This window comes from Pedobacter riviphilus (genome assembly GCF_014692875.1).
GTDB classification, from domain to species: domain Bacteria; phylum Bacteroidota; class Bacteroidia; order Sphingobacteriales; family Sphingobacteriaceae; genus Pedobacter; species Pedobacter riviphilus.
The window spans coordinates 4,376,755-4,397,440 of the sequence record NZ_CP061171.1 but is presented as its reverse complement, the minus strand read 5'-3'; the positions used below and the strand labels follow the sequence as shown (position 1 = coordinate 4,397,440).

Below are 20,686 nucleotides of genomic sequence, written 5' to 3'. Positions count from 1 at the left end.
TGAAAATCGGGACTTTTTATGCGTTTTATATTGCCTATGTTTTTAAATAATGCCAATAGACGTTGGCAATTTGTTTTTTTTTAATCTTGGAAGGATTAACATTATTAACCAGATTGTTGAGCCAATAAAAAATGATAGAAGTGTCAAAAATAATTGATGGCTACCCTTTTTTTCAAATGGAGTGTATTTTGGTATTAATAAAATTGGATTTGCAGGCGAACCGGGATCAGCTCTGGCAATACCTTTTTTGAAATTTTTATAATCCTGGCTGATGCCTATTTTCTGTATATAATCAAAATCGTAAATTTTTTCACGGAGGAAACTCTGATATGAATCCTCAATAAATATTCTGTAAATAGAATCTTTTGCTTCCTTTGTTAGTTTATTACTTATTCTCTTTGTTTTTTGCCATCCCAGCCATACTTTTGGTCGTATATAATCCAGGTGGGTTGTGTTTGATGATTTTACTTTGTCTTGAGGTGATCTTGTTATTGATGAAGAACCCCATAATGGTGGTGTTGCTTCATTGTAAATTGGAATAGCAGCATAAACTGTAAAGTTTAAATTTTCGTTGTGTTTACCAGTCACTTTTGCTTCAACCTGTACAGCACAATGTTTCTTATCCAGATACAGCTTGTGAACCTTATAAAACTTGGTGAGGTGTCTTTGATCTATGCTACTAATTGTTTTTAATGTGGTGAGTTGGCCCACTGCGCTCGTTATATATTTTTGAGCAAAAATAGAAGGGCATATGATGGCAAACCATGCAGCCATTAGGTAAAAATCAAATAAATCTTTTCCATTTTTCCTTTCTAGTCTTAAAAGTTTTAGTCGTGGTCTCAACCAAAAAATTAATGGGAGTATAGGTAGGAGCATGGGTATTAAAAACTCGTAAAAAAAGTCTTCAATGGGTATAAGCTGTGTTTGAAAGAAGCATATATTTAATAATGAAAAACCGACAATTGAGCCTATCGCAATGATGAGATAACGGGAATAAATTAATTTAAGCTTATAACTTAGATAATCCATATTGATCTAGAACAAAAACAAAGTTTGCAAAAGTATCTAATTTTGCATAGGGAGCAAGGGATGGCAAAAGAATTACTACCTCCACCGCTACTACTGGGTTTAGAAACAAAGAACTGTGCAGCTAAATACCTAGCCAAACATAGCACCACTTAACAAGCCACCTAGACCTGATTGGAGTGAACATCCCGATCCTTCATCACTGTTGTCCGGTTAAACTCCAGTTTACCCATAAAATCCTTGAATTAAAGCTGAAAAAGCTGTTTTTATAACGTTCTTAAAAGTTAAGCACTCTTATTTTGATGATTTTTAAAATTCTTAGTTAATTTGGCTGTCCGGTTAAAAATTATAAAATATTTTCTCCGGACAACAGTGATCCTTCATCGGGATAAAACGGAAAACAGGAGGGAACTAAAATAGCTGCAGGAAACTCCTCTCCTAATGGTTTATAATCTTTACCTAAAATGAACATTCAGTATTGCTTCGGAGGCAACAGTCCTGGTATCCACTTGATCTCATCGGTTTGCTCTTCGACTACGCCCAGGGCGACACAACAAGAAAAATATGGTTTAGATTATTGTCCCGCCGCCGCATGAAGCTTGCTTAAATCAGTTCCACTAAAAGTGCTTTCGGCATTTGGATGCAGGTTTTCGGGATCCAGTAAAAAAATAGCTATTACTAGTTCTAGGCCAAATTTAATTTCCGATTCTGCATCATCACCTATAATTGGAATATCATCCGTGTTTAAGGCGTATTTATCAATCAACAGTTTAAAAGCTTCCTTTTTGTTGGCCGTCGAAACATCTACAACATATACGGCTTCAAAATCATTAACAAGGCCCAACATCTTTACTTTTGAGGTTTGCTGTTTTAGGAAACCTGACGTTACATTGGTAAAATAAATGGTATTATCTAGGGCTATAAAAAATATACGCTTCATTGTGGTTTGGTTTTTGCGAGATGAAAAAAATAAAAACACCTGTGGGTTAAATATGTTTAATAAGTAAATCACTAAGAACATGAAAAAAGAGACAAAAATTATTGTAGGCGTATTAGCTGGAGCTGCACTTGGCGCAACAATCGCGTTGGCATTATCTTCAGATTCTGGTAACGATTTAAAAGGTAAAGTATCAGACTGGTTAGCTGATATTTTAGATACCTCAAAAGGTAAATTGGCAGGTTTGGCCGATAAAGCGAGCGGTGTAGCCGATAAGGTAAAAGATAAAATAGCAGAAATAAATGCGTAAAGAATTGGAAGTGCCGGAAATATCCGGCATTTTTATGCTATATATATTCTAACCACCATCTTGATGAACATTGCTTTTCATGGTGCCGCCCGTACGGTTACGGGGAGTAAGCACCTTATTATCTTAAAAAACGGTACTCAGATTTTATTAGATTGTGGTTTATTCCAGGGGATGGGCCGCATTACGGATAAATTAAATGACTTTTTTGGTTTCGATGCCAAAAAAGTTACTTACATGGTTTTATCACACGCACATATAGACCATTGTGGCTTATTGCCTAAATTGGTTGCTGAAGGATTTAAAGGTGAGATTTTTTGTACTTCGGCAACTATGGATCTGGCCCGCATTTTAATGATGGATTCTGCCAAAATCCAGATGCAGGATGCTGAATATGCCAACCGTCACCTCCGTCATGGCGAAGAAATGGAAGAAGCACTTTATACAGAAGAAGATGTTACCAAAACGGTGAGCCAGATGAAGATAGTAGATTATGAAGAGGATTTCGAGATTGAGGCGGGAATTCGGTTAAAGTTTACTGATGCAGGGCATATTTTAGGCAGTGCTGCGGTACATCTTACCATTACAGAAGATGGAAAATCTACGCGGATTACCTTTTCTGGCGATGTTGGCCGTTATGGCGACCTGCTTTTGAAAAGTCCGCAACAGTTTGAACAGGCCGATTATATTTTAATGGAATCAACCTATGGCGATTCATTACATAAAGACCTCGATCCGATAGAAAACATGCTTTTTGAGATCATTAACAATACCTGCAAAATTAAAAAAGGCAAAGTAATTATTCCAGCTTTTGCCGTTGGCCGTACTCAGGAATTACTTTATGCGTTAAATGGGCTTGAACTAAAGGGTAAATTGCCTGATGTTCCATATTACGTAGATAGTCCTTTATCTTCGAAAGCAACCCAAATTCTTAAAAACCACCCTGAAGTATATAATAATGGCGTTAAGGAAACTTTAAAAATTGATCATGATGTATTTGCTTTTAAAGGCCTGCGTTTTATTGAAAGTGTAGAAGAATCGAAAGCTTTAAATGCCGATCCAAGGCCTTGTGTAATTATTTCTGCATCAGGTATGGCAGAGGCTGGCCGGGTAAAGCATCATATCCGTAATAATATCGGTAATCCCAAAAATACGATTTTAATGGTGGGTTACTGTGAACCAAATTCGCTTGGTGGCAAGTTAATTGCCGGACAAAAAGTAGTTGAGATTTTCCGTGACGAATATGAAGTTAAAGCTGAAGTACAATCGATAAAATCGATGAGTGCACATGGCGATTACGAAGATTTATTACATTTTTTATCGGGCCAGGATCCTACTAAAGTTAAACAGCTGTTTTTAGTACATGGAGAATACGAAGTACAACAACATTTTGCCAGCAAATTGAAAGATGCAGGCTTTGAACATGTTGCTATTCCTGAATACCATCAGGTATTTGAGTTGGAGTAAAATTGTTGACTAACTTATAACTTATTTGTTGTTATGGTGTTTTTTTATTGCTCATTTTCTTTAAGCTTTAGTCTTTCAGCTTTCCTCCCTATCTTTGCCACATGGATGTTTTTGGTAAAGCGTTAACTGATATTTACAGAACAGGTGAGGCTGATACGCTTTGGTTACACAATTCGTACGGAGAGCCTGAAGAAATGCCTTTAGAATTCTTTTTCAGGGATGATGAAGATATGCCCGTTCTAGAGCTTCAGGCATTACACATGTGCAATGGCAGGGTATTGGACATTGGTGCCGGTGTTGGAAGCCATGCTTTACTTTTACAGGCCTTTAATATCGATGTTACGGCTATTGATATTTCGGAAGCAGCGGTGAATATCATGAAAGATCGTGGTGTAAAAAAAGCATTCATACAGGATATTTTTACCTATCAGGAGAAATTTGATACCATTATTATGCTCATGAACGGTATAGGTTTAACAGGAACTTTGCCCGGGTTCAAAGATTTTCTGATCAAATTAAAAGAGCTCATCAATCCTAACGGACAAGTGATTTTCGATTCTTCTGATATTGCTTATTTATATGAAGATCTACCTAAACCGTTAAATAAATATTATGGAGAGGTATCTTACCAGTACGAATATAAAGGCGAAAAAGGCAACTGGTTTAATTGGATTTATATAGATGAAGAAACCATTAAACAGGTTGCGAAAGAAACGGGATGGGATGCTGAATTGATTTTTGATGATGGCGAAGATCAGTATTTGGTCAAATTGACTTTAGCGCAATAATCTTAAAGTCATAAAGCTTTTCATGCCCATATTTTAAATTAGTTGGCTCATACATTTGTTATATACGAATTATGAGCAATACAAAAATAAAGCTAAGTGTCTTAGATCAATCACCGGTTCGCAAGGGTGTTACTGCCCGTCGTGCCATTGAAGAAACCACTATTCTTGCACAAGAAACCGAAAGGTTAGGGTACCACCGTTTTTGGGTTTCAGAACATCACAATACCACCAGTTTAGCGGGTTCAACGCCCGAGATCTTAATTGCCCATTTGGCCAATCATACCAAAACATTAAGGATTGGTTCTGGTGGTATTATGCTGCCTAACCATAGTGCATTAAAAGTTGCAGAAAGTTTTCGTTTGCTGGAAGTGATGCATCCTAACCGGATCGATCTGGGGATGGGCCGGGCACCTGGTACCGACCGCATTACGGCTTCGATGCTTAACCCCTCAAACAATTGGAGTGAGCAGGATTTTGTAGAACAACTGCGCGAGCTGCAACATTACTTGCATGATACCTCTGATGGAGGTATCCAGGCCAAAATAAAAGCCATTCCCATTGCAGAAACCGTTCCTCAACAATGGCTTTTAAGCAGCAGCGGACAAAGTGCCCTATTTTCGGCCCACTTTGGAATGGGCTTTTCTTTTGCACATTTTATTAATCCGCATGGAGGCCCACAGGCTGTTCAATACTACCGGGAACATTTCAAACCTTCGGTTGATTTGGCAAAACCAGTCGAAAACGTGGCGCTTTTTGTTTTCTGCTCAGAAGATGAAGAAAAGGTAAAACAACAGGAAGCTTTAATGGCTTATCGTTTTCTCCAGCTTGAAAAGGGCGGTGGCTTAACTTCTGTAGGTTGGAACGATATTAAAGACATCAGTTATAACGCTGCAGAGCAGGAACGGATTAAGGCCAATAAACCGCGGATGATTTATGGCACGCCAACAGTAATAAAAGAGCGGCTTTCCAAACTGGCTGCTGATTATGATGTGGATGAACTAATGGCGGTTACTATTACCGAACATTTTGAAGATCGGATAAAATCTTATGAGTTGCTGGCGGAGATGTTTTAATGAAGTATTCTATGGTCTGTGTCTCCACAGACCCTTATAAAAAGTTTGAAAAGAAGAATTTTTGCAGAGGCCTACGGAGACACAGGCCTTGGAGTTTAACGTTCAGGACGACAGCGCACTTTAAAAATTAAAAAACGTTTGTCGGCCGCCAACTTTTTGTCCAAAGTTTTGGATATTATAAGTAAGGGTAAGCATACCATATCTACCGAGGTTATTACTCTGTGTATCAATAACGCGGTTACCCGTAATCTCGATGTTCCTACGTACATTACTCTGCAAAATATCATTAACAGAGAACTTTAATTGCGCCCTGTCGTTTTTCATGAATAGGTATGTAAGGGCGGCATTCCAGAATTTGATATTGTTGTTATATCCCGCAATTTTTTGGTCATTAATGGTTAAAGAATAGCTGGTTTCGAAAACCAGTTTTTTAGGATAACGGATAATCAGTTCAGATGTACTTCTGTGGGTATTGTAGCTGATATTGGTGTAAAAACTATCATCGTATCTACTTCTGTTTAGGTTTACCGAATACGACTGGTTAATCTCAACCTTATCGTTCAGGTTTAACCTCACACTTCCATTTGGTCCTACATAAAATACATTAGCATTACTCTCAATGTTGTTCACAATAACAGGACTATGATCAAAATTGGCCCAGAAACCTAAACCCACTTTTAAACTTGTTTTATCTTTTTTGAAATCTTTCGAAATATTGGCCCCGCCACTAAAATTATATATACCGCTTTTGTTAACAGGATTAACCGTTTGTACGCCGTCTTTTATGGTAATTGAATTAACAATGCCATTTTTTGTGAAATTACCGTAACCATATAAGTTGTAATTGATCAGGCTTTTAGGGTCATATTTGTACATATTCATGCTTAAGCTCTGCATTCGGGCTGGCAGTAGATTTGGGTTTCCATTTCTGATGTAAAATGCATTGGTATTGTCGGCCACTGGCTGAAGATAACTTACATTAGGCTCTGTAAATCTGGCAGAATAGTTAAAACGGAATATTTTGTATTTCAATTGAAATGTTGGCCATACGAAGTTATAACGCTGATCGATGCTAGCGCTATTGGTAAAGCGGTTGTTTAACGAAATGTAGTTGTGCACCAATCCTGGTTGAAGGTAGAGATCTTTTGTTACTTTGTACCCAAGGCTGATATTTGTGTTGGTTTTGAAGCCAGCCTGTTTAACTGTTTGCGACAAATTCGGAATTACAATATCGTATAGCTGGTTAGCCGGATTGCGGTAAAAAGTGCTTAATGCGTTTTCGTTATTGATGAGGTTGCCGCTTATATCTGCTTTAAAATTCAGTTTTTTGCTGATTGGTTCGGTATAGTTGCTATAGAGGTAAGACCTAAAGTTATCAATGGTATTGTTCCTTAACTGGTCGATCTCTGAAGTAGATGGTGTGATATAAAAAACACTGGTGCTCCTGTTGTAATTGATAACAGGATTCGGGGTTGCAGAAATATCGGTACCAATATTGAAAGATCTTCCTGCCTTTTTAAAATCCTTACTAAAATCGGCTCTTAACTGATATTGGTTGCTCGAAGTATTCAGGTCATTCAAACTTTCGAGTGTGTTGATGAGCTGATTATTCGCATTATTATTGCTTGAAGAAACTTTGCTTACTGAATTGTTGGAGCTGAGCACGATTGCCGGTTCGATGGTCAGTTGCGTTAAGGAATCGATTTGCCAGTCTAATTTTCCACCGATATTGTGTTTTAGAATAAGAGAATTGGTGTTTTCATTGGCGTTGGTAATCAGCCTGTCGGTACCCAGTGTTTGGTTGGTGTTGGTGAGTTTCTCCAGAAGATTATCAGATCGGCCAAAGAAATATTGGGTATTAATTTTGATTCCTTTTTTGGTTAAAGTGTTAAAATTAAAACCGCCTCCGGATGAAGTCTGAACACCATTATAACTTCCTCCAAAACTAATGCCATTGAACTCGAAATAACCTCCGGAGGTCATCATCATAGAGTTTACACCGCTTCTGTTAAAGCCACCTATACGTTGCACATCATTGGGGTTAAAGCCTGGCTGGTTGATATTGTTGCCGTAAGCTAATATACTTACCTGTGTGGTGTCTCTAAAGAAGTTCATTAATCCACCTGCCTGATAGAGGTCTTTTAAACCTCCGCCAGCATATAATTTACCAAAAGCTCCTTTTTTAATCGCTTTTTTTAGTTTTAAATTGATAATTTGGGGTATTTCTGCTGCCGTTAAATCCGGATCACGCCTTTTGGCCTGTTTATCATCAACCACCTGCACCTTGTCTATAATATTAGCCGGCAGGTTTTTAGTCGCAATCTGCTGATCACCACCAAAAAACTCTTTTCCGTCTACTAAAATTTTACTAACTGTTTTGCCATTAACCTGTATAGAACCATCGGCTGCAATGGCAACGCCCGGAAGTTTTTTTAGCAGATCTTCTACTACAGCTGATGGCAAGGTTTTAAAAGATTCTGCATTAAATTCGATGGTATCTTTCCGTACAATTACGGGTGGTCTTTCTCCTGAAATTACAACTTCACTTAGGTTATTTGCCTTAACAGAAAGATAAAGAGTGCCCAAATTTAATGCAGGATTGGCTGTCGTTAGTTCTACCTCTTTTCGGTATGTTCCATATTGCCATGCGGTTACCACTAAGCGGTATTTTACACCTATGGTTAAGCCATTGATTTTAAAAACGCCTTTGTCATCCGATAATTTATAACTGCTTAATATACTATCGCCAACTTTGTATACTGAAACTGTTGAATAATTTAAAGTGGTCTTGTGATTGGCACTATCGGCTAAAATTCCGGTAATGCTCCCGTTTTTTTGTGCAAATAAATTAAAAATAGCTAAGCTAAGGCCGATTGAAAGTAAGAGTTTCTTCATGTATATTTTAAATAAGCAAACTAAAATTAGGTGCTCTGTTTTTATAGTATAGATAAATGTGACGAACGGTATAAAAAATGTGACAGACTAAAAACCTGGCTTAGTTCTTTAATAGACGTACAAGCTGATTAAACGTTGCACCTAGCTGAAAACAACTAATCTTTTAGGTAAAAGTAATCGCCTTAAGGTGTTTTTGCAAATAGTAAACGAAAAAATTACATAGGGCTAAAATGAAAAAGCCCCAAGCTTATGCAATGGGGCTGAGAAAGCGCATATCATTAGTTTAGTGCAAATCGTTATAATTGATGATTTTAACTGCTGGGTTTTTGGCTAAAATTTCTTCCATCCATTTGCGGTGTGACGCACCAACACCAACCAAAACCCTTTTTGCTTTTTTCGCCTTTGCCTGCTCGACGATGTTTTTACACATACCCTCGTTTCTTAAGGTCCACTGTGCAATCATCTCTTTTACCGTTTCAGTAGGGAAACCCGCATAACCATAAAAATGAGGGCCGCCATAAAAGTTCCAGGCTTCATCTAGAACGCCATATTTTACGGTATTCATACCAGCATAAGGATCGGCATTGAAAACCTTCGCTTCATCTTCATTGTAAGCCCAATATTTTTCTATGGCTTTAACGGTAGCTGCTTCCTGCGAGGTGCTATCGGCTTTCGCTTTGTTGATTAAAATTTTGTATAAAGAATCTGTTTTTGCCCAGGCTATGCTCCACGGTTTATCATAGGTTTGGCAATCCATGTTGTAAATTCGATCTTGTTTTAACTGATAAATCAATGGAAAATAGATTTTAACATATTCGCTTCCTGGCCTATAAAAACCTATCTTTTTTAACGAATCTATACCACCGAACATCTTAGTGTAGATTACTTGTTCTTCTTTGCCGAAGCTCTGTTTCATATAATTTTCAAGTACAAAAATTTGGTAATCAGCATTTCCTCTATCCCAGTTTTTTGCATAATTAACGGCTAAATCCATCCTCGTTTTATGGTAATAGGCGAATTTTGCGAGCGCTTTTTGATCTTTTTTAATTTGTGCATTAATATTTTTAGGTGATTCAGGATTTAATTTTTCCAGATAATCGCGTTCTTTTTTGAACAATTCTTTTGCCCAGTTGCTTTCTTCTAGTTTAGCGTAATCGCCCTGGGGCAGGTATTCGCCAAAAACCATATCGGGCTTAAAGTTTTTAAGTTTATCAATGATCGCCTGGAAGTTTTGTGTCGATTTAGAATTGTTGTGGGCAGAGCCTACTATAACAATTTCGATTTGGTTCTGGGCATTAGATTTAATGGCAAATACCATTAACATTAATAATGCGAGACTAAGTTTTTGTACAGCTTTCATAATGAATCTTGTTTTCGTTTTGGTGATTCAAAGATGAGCATACACAATTGGCTGCTATATTTAATTATCCCAACGCCTTATTATATTATCCCAATCGGAGAAATTGAGAATTAACGGTTTGCATCGTGATTTAAGGCTTTCGTCATAGAAATGAACTTATTCCATCAGTTTTTGGTTAAATCCGACGATCAGTTTAAACAGGTCTTTATACTCGGTAAGTGGTAATGTTTCAGGTTTATCGAATATATCATGATAGGCAGATGGGCCTCCTTGGGTATAAATGAAGAACGCCGGAACACCTTTTTCGGTAAAGAAATAGTGATCGCTGTTGGCTGCTTTACCTCTGGAGTTTATTTTCGAGATATAATGATTTTGGTTGTTGATTGCGTTGAGCAAAGCAAATGCTTTAGGGTAAACAGATGCATTAACAACCGTCATCCCGGCTTCGCCCGTGCCAACTAAATCTAAATTGATTAGAAATTTTATTTTACTTAAGGGAATTAAAGGGTTTTCTACAAAAAATCTCGATCCCAATAATCCGGCTTCTTCGCCAGCAAAACAGATAAAGCCAATGGGGTAGGGCTGGGGATTGGCAGCATAATATTTGGCAAGACTCAATAAAGTGGCTACACCAGCTGCGTTGTCGTTTGCACCAGGGAAATAGGTGTCAGCACCCATACCGCCTAAATGATCGTAATGCGCGGTAATGACTAAAAGTGAATCAGGGTATTTAGTTCCTTTAACCAGACCGCAAATATTGGCAGCCTGGAAATCGGGGATAAATTTGTTTTCGATATCAACGCTGATTTCTTTCGGTATTGCGCGAAAGCTCTTTTTATTGAGCTGAATGGTGGTTACATCTCCAACGTCAGTAGCTACAGACCAGGTTAATTTATCTTTTAATAAAACTTGTAACGATGATGAAGCGTGATAGTTAAGGCTATCAATTGGTGTTAAACCTGCCGTTTGTTTAATACCTGGACTTTCATTGTTCACTATGAAATCTTTACCAGGAATGAGTTTTTGGCCATTAATGGCTACCCGCATTTTTCCTGGAAAAGTATTTACAGGGAAGTTAAAAGCCTGTTTATATGCAGTACCCATTGGTAACAAACCAATTTTTTGATAGGCAGTTGCCAGGTAAGCTGCAGATTTTTTCATCCCATCTTTGGTATAACCTCTGCCCCAAAATTCTTTTGAGGTAAGGGTATTTATTATATTTCTGGTATAAGTAGAATCCTGAGCGAAACTGCTAACAGCCAAAAATAAAAAGATGATGAAGCCAAATTTTTTCATCCCGAAATTTAGTAAAATAATGTAGTTGTTGGTCGGGATTTGTAATCCCGATATTGGAGTTAAGGATTTTTAATCTCTTAGGTGGATTACAAATCCACAATTCATCAAGCCGAAATTGCAAATCTCGACTAACATTACGTTTGGTCTTTAATCCAAAGAACTACAGACCCAAGTTAAATAAACCTGATAAAGCGTAAAGCCCGGAACGAGGCACGAGTGAGGACTTGCAGCGATAGCAGGACTTTAGCAGCCGAAGTGCGCCAGACTTTGATTTCATAATAATATTACCTACACACTCAAGTGATAGGGCATCGTTTAACATAAAAATGGTTGACAATTAACGGACCATCGCCATTAACCATCAACCATTCACTATAAAAACAATTGTTTTACTTTACTAAATAAGGCTGTAAAGCTGTTTTAATTTTTTCTTTGTTCTGGCTTGCTGTCCATTTTTCTGTAATAGATTGATCGCCCAGGTTAAAAAGTGTTTCGTAAAGCAATTTGCCATTTGCCATAGTTTGTACTTTGAATGTGTTTTGCGAACCAATAATATCAGCCCAAACGCTACGTACATCTGCCCAATAAGTATGTTGGCTGGCCCACCATTTTTGCGCATATGCAAAAGTTTTAGGATCTATTTTCGTAAATTCTTCATAACCTTTTTCAACAGCTAAAAGTTTATCGCCACTAGCAGAACGCACAATTTTTTTATTGTCTTGCTCAAACATCCAACCATTTTTAGTAATGGTAATTCTGCTGCCACGGTTTAATACATTGTAATCTTTACGCACAGTAGATTCCCTTCTTGGCAATGGCGAGTCGGTTTCGCTCGACCAAGAATCGTGACCACCAACGTGGCTCCAGGTTCCGTAGCCTTGATAACGTGGACTATCGTCAACCTGATAAACTTTTTGCGTCCATTTTCCTTTTACATCGGCTGGTGTTAAATTACCTTTTTTCCATGCATTCCCTTCGGTGTAAAGCATCATGTCGGTATCTTCATAAGTCCAGTCTTGGCGCCAGTGTTTGATAACCGTGGTATCGTTAATGGCCAGCATGTGTTGAATTACAATTCTTTTTGGTTCATCTACAATAATCTCTGCCCATTCGTTACCATGGCTTTCATAAGGTTTACTGAATTTGTAGTTTGGATCCGGAGCGGTAACTTCCCCGTAGTTAAAATTAACTTCATAAAAACCAGCTAAAGATTTTATTGCCTTTCTATCCTTTTCCAGTTTTTCTTCCGGCGAATCAACTTTTGTTTGTGCATTAGCATTAAGGGTAATCATACCGGTTAATACTAAAATTAGGTTTAAAAATTTCATTTTTATGATCAATTAGAGGGTGCTTAGTTTTCCGCCACCGCGGTTTTTTTTTTCTTTTTTCTCTTTCCCCACCAGATAATAAATCCGGTTATGGGTAAGCTTGCTGCAATTAAACTGGCAAAAAAAGCTATAATTTTTCCGGTTAATCCTAAAATGGCGCCCACATGGATATCGTAGTTCATGCCAATTACAGTTTCACCACCGTTTTTTTCTGAGTGGTTTGTGCGATGTAATAACTTGCCCGAATACTGATCGAACTGAAGTACGTCGTAATTCCAAAACGTTTCTTTGCCTCGGTATCCTGTGGCATAAATGGTTGCTGTACCGCCTCCCGCGGGCGACATGGCAATGCGATCTTCATTTTTAAATATTTTTTTTGCTTGCTCAAAAGCAATATCAAAAGGAATTGAAGCAATGGTTTTGGTTGAATCTGATTTAACTTCTACCATTTTTGGGCGTGTTGTGGTTCCCGACGACACTACATAAACTGTTGCCTGGAACCATTGGAATGCCCAAACTAAGCCCGTTAAAGCCAACATTAAGCAGATTAACATTGCATAAAAGCCCAGTACATTGTGCAAGTCGTAATTAATGCGTTTAAATTTGGCCTTCCATTTTACTTTAAAACTCTTATCGAAGTTCGATTTTTTGAGGTTTTTAGGCCACCACATCACCATGCCCGAAATGAGCAGGAACACAAAAATGAAGGTAGACCATCCGATAATCTGTTGACCAATAGGGTGATTGATCAGTAAACTCCAATGGATCATTTTAACTACACCAAAAAACTCATATTTATAATCGGCAACCAAAGTTACTTTTCCCGTATAAGGATTAATCAGCACAACATCATAATAATCTATAGAATCGAAATACCAGAATGCTTTTGGGTTGCCCGGTTTAAAAACACCAAGTTCCCATGCCCTTTCCGGTGCGTTATAAGCAGATATAAAATTGATTTTCTTTTTATTTCCCAGTGCTTTTTCTGCATTGGCTTGTAATACGCTTAATGGTAGGGTTTTAGGGTTTGATGGAACTTCGATAAAAATCTCCTTACGGTGAATGAACTGGGTAATTTCTTTTTGAAAAACATAAATGCATCCTGTAATGCCCAACATAAATACGATTAACCCTGATGCGATGCCCAACCATAGGTGCAGCCAGTCACTGATCCGTCGCAGGCGCGATTTTTTATTTTTTGATTTTATTGATGGTTTTGTTGGTGCCATTAGCAAGCTGTATGAATAAAAGAACCAATTAGCCTTAAAAGAGCTAATTGGCTTTAAATTTTATAAATTTTCGATTATTTAACTTCAGTAGTGTAGGTTACTAAATGCCAAACTTTATCGTAGTTTTTTCCGTTTAATTTTCCCGGTGTTTTATCTTCTTTAAAAGCTTCTATAAAATATCTGCCCATTTTTTTCGACCTTAAAGTTACATTTCCCTGATTCATCTGTTTTAAGCTCCTGTTTTTTTCGGCCGGGATCGATAATACTTACGCTTTGATTTGCAAATGCTGATTTATGAAATACAAATTCTGGCGAAGCCAATTTGCCGAACTCAGGTGCCGAATCTAAATGCACCGTAAATAAAGCATTTGCCGGGAATAGTGGCGAATATTTTGGTCCATCTCCAATAACCTCACCATCGGTTACAAAAACATTAGCATACGTATAATATTCGATTTTTGCGTGCTCGTAAATTGCTGCAACTTCATGAACAATAGATAATCTGTAAAAACCTCCCTCAGCTGGTGTAAAATTAGCTTTAAAGAAATGTATGTCTGGTGTACTTGTTAAAACCTTTGTTGTACCATTTGGAGCAGTTAAGATCAATTTAAAATCCTTTAAGTTGCTAAACCACTTGGCAGCAGAGTCGGGTTCGTTGCTTTCGTATTCGCCGAAGAAAATTTTTACTTCCTGTGCTTGTCCTTTTTTGCCTGTTGAGGCTGTTTCTATCCATAAAGCATGTGCAAATACACTCGAAATGCTAAAGACTAGAAAGAAAAATAGTAATGAAATTTTAGTTTTCATGTTTCTGGGTTGAAGTTTAAAACCAGGAGAGACTGATCTGACCCAGCTTCCCCTGATTGATTTAATTAAAATTTATAAGTAACACTTCCAGTAAAGGTTCTCAGGTCCTGAGGGTTCATGGTGCTATAACCAGTCCAGTATTTTTGATTGGTAAAGTTGTCAGCTTTTACTCCAATCCTGAATCTTGAATGATCGTAAAATACAGAGGCATTGAAAACCTCATAAGCAGGTAATATAAATACGCCTTGGCTAACACTATTTACAATTTTATTGTCGCTGGCATAATTACCACCTGCACCTAAACCAAAACCTTTAAGTGAACCATCAATAAATTTATAGCTGATCCATAAGTTTGCAGAGTAGGGTGCTGCTGAATAAGCATCTCTTCTTCCTTCTACATCAGGCGAAGCATTTACCATGCGGTTATCGTTATAAGCGAAACCTGCAATGATATTTAAACCTTTAGCAGGATTTGCCACGATTTCGGCTTCGATACCCTTGCTAATTTTATTACCATCCTGGATTCGTGCATTAGGATTGCTCGCATCTTGATTATAACCCCTAACAATATCCTTAACCTTAATGTAGTAATATGATATAGATCCTGTTAGCTTGCCGTTAAGGATGTTGGTTTTAACACCACCCTCAATTTGGTTCGCCTGTTCTGCTTTAAAAGGATCACCTTTATAATCTATACCATTAATGTTATTAAAGCCATTCTGGTAGTTGGCAAATAATGATAGCTGATCTTTAATTGGCTGAAATACCAAGCCGAATTTTGGTGAGAAAACAGTTTGTTTGTAAGCACCTTTTGGAGCTGAACCTGCACGGTCAGAATTGCCTTTGTTATCAAACCTGTCTACTCTTAAAGCGGCTAAGGCAATTAATCTGTCTGTTAAGTTAATTACATCAGAAACATAAGCACTGTATGTATTGGTTTTGAAGTTATATGGATATTTAGGAACACTAGGAAGTGCTGCATAAAATGCCGCTAAATTGGCTTCGGTAAAATTATTGTAGTTGGCACCGGTTCCGTCTTTTTTGGTCAGATCAAAAGTATCGATCGAATAAAACAGTTGATCTGAGTTCTGGCGTAAATAATCTAATCCTAAAACCATTCTGTTCTTAATTGAGCCTAAATTAAATGCCCCGTTAAAATTTTGTTGTACTTCGTAGGTAAAGATTTTACTATTATCGGTTGATTGATCTGCTCTTGATATCAAATCGGCACCTGGTGCAGCCGTTGGATTACCCAATGGAGGATAGTTGTTTGGAACTAAGAACAAATAAGTACCACGGCCGTTAGAGAAACTATAGTTGCTTGAAAAGCTGGTATGTGATGACCAATTATCGTTAAACTTGTAATTAGCCTGTCCGGAGAAATTTGAGCTATTGTATTTCTGTTTCATAGCATCTCCGGTAAATGATTTGTCGTAAGCTATTCCAGACTGATCGGCCCTATCAAAACCAAGGTCTTTTACAGGGAAATAGAAGAAAACGAAAGGTTTTAGCGTACTATTTCCATTGGAAATTTCGGCATCGAAAACAAAGTCTAATTTATCGTTTACTTTATATGATAAGCTAGGGGCAATGAAGAAACCTTTATCGTAAACATTCTCCTGGAAAGAACCTTTGTAATTGTAAGAAGTATTTAATCGGGCGTAAATGTGGTTGTCTTTATCAACAGGAAGATTGAAATCAGTACTCACCCGGTTAAAATCGTAGCTACCCGTCGAAAAGCTTACAGCGCCTCCTATTCCTTCAAAAGGTTTTTTGGTTATGCGGTTAATTAAGCCACCATAGGAGGTTAATGTACTACCGAACAAGGTAGCAGATGGGCCTTTAATAAACTCTACATTTTCTAAGTTTGCAGCATCGTTACGGCCAGTTACGTTACCGGCAATTCCGTTTCTCAGTTTAGCCTGTACAATAAAACCTCTTGATGCGTAATAAGCACCACCATCACCTCCACGAGAGGTTGCTTCCCACATTTTTTGAACACCAGTAGCATTACGGGCAGCATCATCAACCGAAAACACCAACTGGTCTGCCATTGTTTCTTTTGTAATTGTAGTATATACCTGTGGATTTTCTAAGTTGTTAAGTGGCATTTTCGAAACAAATTCACTTTTCTTAGCAATATATTTATTTACACCCTGGTTAATATTTACTTCGTTGAGCTGATTTGAATTTTGGTTGATTACAAAATCCACAGTTTTGTTTTCGCCAGCTGAAATAACTACTGGTTTTTCTATATTTTGAATACCAACGGCTGACACCCTTAAGATATAAGCGCCTGGTTTAATTCTTTGGATTTCGAAAACACCCTTTTCGTTGGTTACATTTCCTAAGCCTTTTCCTTTTAAACCCACCGAAATGTATGCGGCTGGTTTACCATCAGAGGTGGTTACTGTACCGCTTATGATTGAAAACTGTTGGGCAAAGGAAAATAAACCTATAAAAGACAGGAGTGTTGTTAAAATAAAAAGTCTGGTTTTAAACATTATTGTATTTTTATTTGGATTAATTCTAAACAGATGCAAAATAACGTTACAGAATTGTATTATCCAAATTATTTTGAATTATTCTAAATAGACTGAAATAATGCTTATTTATCGAAATTTTTAATTTAAGATTTGCTAATGTACTAAAAGATTAGTTTAACGTTTTAGCTGCTGCCATAACTAGATTTCCCTGATTTTTCTTATAAAAATCTATTCGCTGATTAATGAGCTTGATCTGTTCAAAAAAATGATGCAAAATATGACTTATTTGTACTAAAAGTGCCATTTGCGCGCAATAGTGACATGTTCTGGCTTTTAAAAGTTAGGTGTCGAAGTGGCAAATGTTAAATAATGTTAAATTTTTCGGTTAAAATATGGTTTCATTTAGCTAAAAAGCAGTTAAATGGCAGGTAAAAAAGTTGATACTTTAGTTCAAAATCAAACCTAACTAACTAATCATCAATGGAAAAAAATTCTACAAGACATTCCTATGTGAAATTTTTAACGGCTACATTCTTTTATTTACTGATTCCCTGGCTGGCTTTTGCCCAGAAAACCATTAAGGGAACAGTTGTAGATGAAACTAACAAACCCATACCAGGGGTTTCGATTATCGAAAAAGGTACTAAGAATGGTACCGCTACAAACGCCGACGGAAAATTCAGCTTAACAGTTCAAAAAGAAGATGCAATTATTGTGGCCAGAATAGTGGGCTATCGTTCTGCGGAGAAAACGGTTTCAGCAAGCGGCACATTAAACTTTTCTTTGGAAGAGGATAATAATACACTGGATGAGGTGGTTACTATCGGTTATCAAAAAATTACCAGAAAGAAAAATACAGCTGCGATTTCCAGTATTTCAGGTAAAGAACTGGCTAACTTACCTGCGGCAAGTTTTGATCAGTTGTTGCAAGGTCGTTTATCTGGAGTAAACGTTCAAAACTTTACTGGCCAGCCAGGTGTAGCACCTACAGTATCCGTAAGGGGTAACTCTACAGGTAGTACAAGTTATGATCAGGTTAACGTAATTAGATCACCGCTTTATGTTGTAGATGGTGTTCCTCAATCATCCGATGAGTATGTTCCGCCAGGAACTGGTACAGGGACCAATTACATGGCCGGACTCAATCCGAATGATATTGAATCTATCGATGTATTAAAAGATGCTTCGGCAGCTGCCATTTATGGTTCAAGAGCGGCTAATGGCGTGATCTTAATTGTAACAAAGAAAGGTACTGGTGGTGATACGAAAGTAAGCTTTAACTCCTATTACGGTATGGTACAGCGTCCTAACTTAAGGCAGGCTACCATGGGTACCACAGAACGTAGGCAAAAAATGGAAGTGCTTCAACGGCAGCTTGATTATAGTCAGCGTGTACAGTTGCCTTATATACTCACAGATAGCTTAAATCCAGCGTTCAATGGTCATACCGATTGGCAGGATCTATTTTTTCAGACGGGTAAAATAAACGATAATAACTTGAGTATAACCGGCGGTAGTGATAATGGAACAACTTATCGCTTTAGTGGAGGTTATTATGATGAAGACGGTATTGTAAAAGGAACAGGCTATAAACGTTACACCACACGTTTAAACCTCACCTCAAGAGCAATGAATAAAAAATTGATGATTAATCCCATATTTTATTATTCAAGTTCTAGTAGGGGTAGAGGAAATGAAGACCCGAATGATCCTTCCAAGCCTACCAAAATTGGTTCTGGAAATTTACCTTCCTCGCTATTGAATATATCTCCTGAAAAATTGGATTATTTTGTAAGTAAAGATGGTGAAAACCTAAACCGGAATGTGGTGAACCAGTTTGGCGGAAACCTTAATTTATCCTATGAATTTAATAAACATTTTACCTTAAATTCACAATCTTCGTACACTAGCGATAATACCCGAAGGGATGTGAGTATGAGTGATTTGCTGAACAACGGCTTTGGCAACAGCTCTTCCAGTTTCTCTTCAAGTGCTATGGGCTTAAGAACATCGAACTACCTCGCTTATAATGGTTCTATCAAAAAACATTCTTTTAGTGCGGTAGCCGGTCAGGACATTGAGTATAGTTTGTTTCAAACTACCCAGGCTTCTGGTTATGGTGGTGCATCAGATAATATTCAGACTGTTACCGGTTTTAAACAGGAGAATATTTTTGCCTATTCAAATTACATAGCACACGGACTTGTAGCTTATTATGGTCGTTTTAACTATGATTATGATGGCAAATACCTTTTATCCGGAACAATACGAACGGATGGTTCATCTGGTTTTGGTGAAAATAATAAATATGGGGTATTCCCTTCTATTTCAGCTGGCTGGATTCTTTCGGAAGAAAACTTTATGAAAAATATATCCAATAATCCTTTTACGCTAATTAAAATTAGAGGAAGTTATGGAGCTACAGGTAACGAAGATAAAAGAAATGCTTATGTACAATACAACAAATACCTGGTTAATAATGGCGGATTTGAGGGGAATGGCTCTGCTAACGGTGTGCTCTACGGTATTACGGGAGCTACTTCTTACAACGGTGTTACCGCTATCACGCCTAATTTTGTAAATGGTGTGGCCCAAAAGGATTTAAGCTGGGAGAAATCTACACAATGGAATATTGGTGCCGATATTGAAATTGAAAACGGTAAATATGCCATTTCGTTCGATGCGTATAATAAAGAAGTAAAACAAAAACTTTTCAATGTTGATTTGCCGGTTACTTCAGGTTATGACAATGCCTATACCAATGCTTTTTCAGTACGTAATGCGGGTATGGAATTGACTTTAACAGCAAATCCTATCCGCAAGGAATTCAAATGGTCTAGCTCTTTTAATATTTCCTACAATAAAAACCAGATCATGAGTTTACCGAACGGTGGCCGTGACATTATTTTAAGTGGAGATCGATTTGATAAAACCCATGTGCTTTCTGTAGGTAGTCCGATCAATGCTTTTTATTTATACCGTACAAAAGGTGTATTTTCTACTTCAGCAGATATTCCTCAGAATCCTTACACAGGAGAAAGATATAGAAACAGTAATGGTACATTTAATCCAGGTGATTTTTATTTGGCAGATTTGGATGGAGATTATTTCGTAGATATATTTAATGATGGCATCAATCCGGATAAAGCGCCAATTGGCGATCCCAACCCACGTTTTACTGGTGGTTTTATCAATAACTTTTCTTACAAAAATTTCTCTTTAGGAATTTTTGTATCCTTCACTTTCAAACGTGATGTGCTAAATCTATTTGATTCAGACCGTTTTGCAAATTCTCAGGATGCTAATGCCGTATATAATTTTGCCAGTTTTTCTACACCGGATTTAGACCGCCTCAACATCTGGAGGAATCCTGGTGACCAGGCTGAATACGCAAAATTCGATTTAGGTACTTATCGTTATTATTACACAAGTGCTCAAACCTTTTTCCTCGAAAAAGGTGGCTATGCAAGGATCAGAAGCATCAGTCTGGGTTATGATTTTAGTCCTCGGGTCGTTAAAAAATTAGGTTTAAGCCAGTTGAAATTATATGCGATTGCTGATAACGTATGGATGTTCCAACAATCAAAAAAATTGCCAGATGCGGAAAATGTAAATGGATATGGTGAGTATAATGGAACAGGTTATCCTATTCCTAGAAAATATACGCTAGGTGTACAAGTTCAATTTTAA

General features: G+C 37.5%; 14 protein-coding genes. 5 read left to right on the top strand and 9 right to left on the bottom strand.

Features of this window, described 5'->3' with window-relative positions; all coding sequences use genetic code 11:
• Window positions 1-42 precede the first annotated feature (42 nt).
• A complete protein-coding gene (locus H9N25_RS18005; protein WP_190326772.1) occupies window positions 43-1,029 on the bottom strand; it encodes a hypothetical protein in 987 nt (328 codons plus the stop codon).
• Window positions 1,030-1,600: 571 nt separating this feature from the next.
• Window positions 1,601-1,966: a hypothetical protein gene (locus tag H9N25_RS18000; protein WP_190326771.1), complete on the bottom strand. Its 366-nt coding sequence runs from the start codon at window positions 1,964-1,966 to the stop codon at window positions 1,601-1,603.
• A 79-nt stretch (window positions 1,967-2,045) separates the two neighbouring features.
• Here H9N25_RS18000 and H9N25_RS17995 point away from each other — a divergent pair, with 79 nt between their 5' ends.
• The 4 genes from H9N25_RS17995 to H9N25_RS17980 all read left to right on the top strand — a co-directional run bounded on the left by H9N25_RS17995 (window position 2,046) and on the right by H9N25_RS17980 (window position 5,598).
• Window positions 2,046-2,273, top strand: a complete 228-nt coding sequence (locus H9N25_RS17995; RefSeq protein WP_190326770.1) for a YtxH domain-containing protein — start codon at window positions 2,046-2,048, stop codon at window positions 2,271-2,273.
• A 63-nt stretch (window positions 2,274-2,336) separates the two neighbouring features.
• Window positions 2,337-3,737, top strand: coding sequence for an MBL fold metallo-hydrolase RNA specificity domain-containing protein (locus tag H9N25_RS17990; RefSeq protein ID WP_190326769.1), 1,401 nt, complete (start codon window positions 2,337-2,339; stop codon window positions 3,735-3,737).
• 101 nt (window positions 3,738-3,838) lie between these two features.
• The gene (locus tag H9N25_RS17985; protein WP_190326768.1) at window positions 3,839-4,525 is read left to right on the top strand and encodes a class I SAM-dependent methyltransferase; all 687 of its coding nucleotides are present in this window, start codon (window positions 3,839-3,841) and stop codon (window positions 4,523-4,525) included.
• Between the two features lie 71 nt (window positions 4,526-4,596).
• Window positions 4,597-5,598 carry an LLM class flavin-dependent oxidoreductase gene (locus H9N25_RS17980; protein ID WP_190326767.1) on the top strand — a complete coding sequence of 334 codons (1,002 nt, stop codon included), beginning with the start codon at window positions 4,597-4,599 and terminating at the stop codon, window positions 5,596-5,598.
• Between the two features lie 120 nt (window positions 5,599-5,718).
• On the opposite strand, the gene H9N25_RS17975 is transcribed toward H9N25_RS17980, so the two are convergent.
• The 7 genes from H9N25_RS17975 to H9N25_RS17945 all read right to left on the bottom strand — a co-directional run bounded on the left by H9N25_RS17975 (window position 5,719) and on the right by H9N25_RS17945 (window position 17,014).
• On the bottom strand, window positions 5,719-8,493 hold the full coding sequence (locus H9N25_RS17975) for an outer membrane beta-barrel protein (RefSeq protein WP_190326766.1): 2,775 nt from the start codon (window positions 8,491-8,493) through the stop codon (window positions 5,719-5,721).
• A 283-nt stretch (window positions 8,494-8,776) separates the two neighbouring features.
• Window positions 8,777-9,853 carry a DUF5694 domain-containing protein gene (locus H9N25_RS17970; protein ID WP_190326765.1) on the bottom strand — a complete coding sequence of 359 codons (1,077 nt, stop codon included), beginning with the start codon at window positions 9,851-9,853 and terminating at the stop codon, window positions 8,777-8,779.
• A 156-nt stretch (window positions 9,854-10,009) separates the two neighbouring features.
• A complete protein-coding gene (locus H9N25_RS17965; protein WP_190326764.1) occupies window positions 10,010-11,149 on the bottom strand; it encodes a M28 family metallopeptidase in 1,140 nt (379 codons plus the stop codon).
• 389 nt (window positions 11,150-11,538) lie between these two features.
• Window positions 11,539-12,477: a DUF6607 family protein gene (locus H9N25_RS17960; protein WP_190326763.1), complete on the bottom strand. Its 939-nt coding sequence runs from the start codon at window positions 12,475-12,477 to the stop codon at window positions 11,539-11,541.
• A gap of 23 nt (window positions 12,478-12,500) precedes the next feature.
• Complete coding sequence (locus H9N25_RS17955; protein ID WP_190326762.1) at window positions 12,501-13,706, bottom strand: PepSY-associated TM helix domain-containing protein; 1,206 nt, start codon at window positions 13,704-13,706, stop codon at window positions 12,501-12,503.
• Between the two features lie 159 nt (window positions 13,707-13,865).
• Entirely contained in the window at window positions 13,866-14,510 is a 645-nt protein-coding gene (locus H9N25_RS17950; protein WP_190326761.1) for a hypothetical protein, read from the bottom strand.
• A gap of 65 nt (window positions 14,511-14,575) precedes the next feature.
• Window positions 14,576-17,014: a TonB-dependent receptor gene (locus tag H9N25_RS17945; protein ID WP_190326760.1), complete on the bottom strand. Its 2,439-nt coding sequence runs from the start codon at window positions 17,012-17,014 to the stop codon at window positions 14,576-14,578.
• Window positions 17,015-17,476: 462 nt separating this feature from the next.
• Between H9N25_RS17945 and H9N25_RS17940 the strand changes: the two genes are divergently transcribed.
• Window positions 17,477-20,686 (top strand): SusC/RagA family TonB-linked outer membrane protein, encoded by a 3,210-nt coding sequence (locus H9N25_RS17940; RefSeq protein WP_190326759.1) that lies wholly within the window; start codon window positions 17,477-17,479, stop codon window positions 20,684-20,686.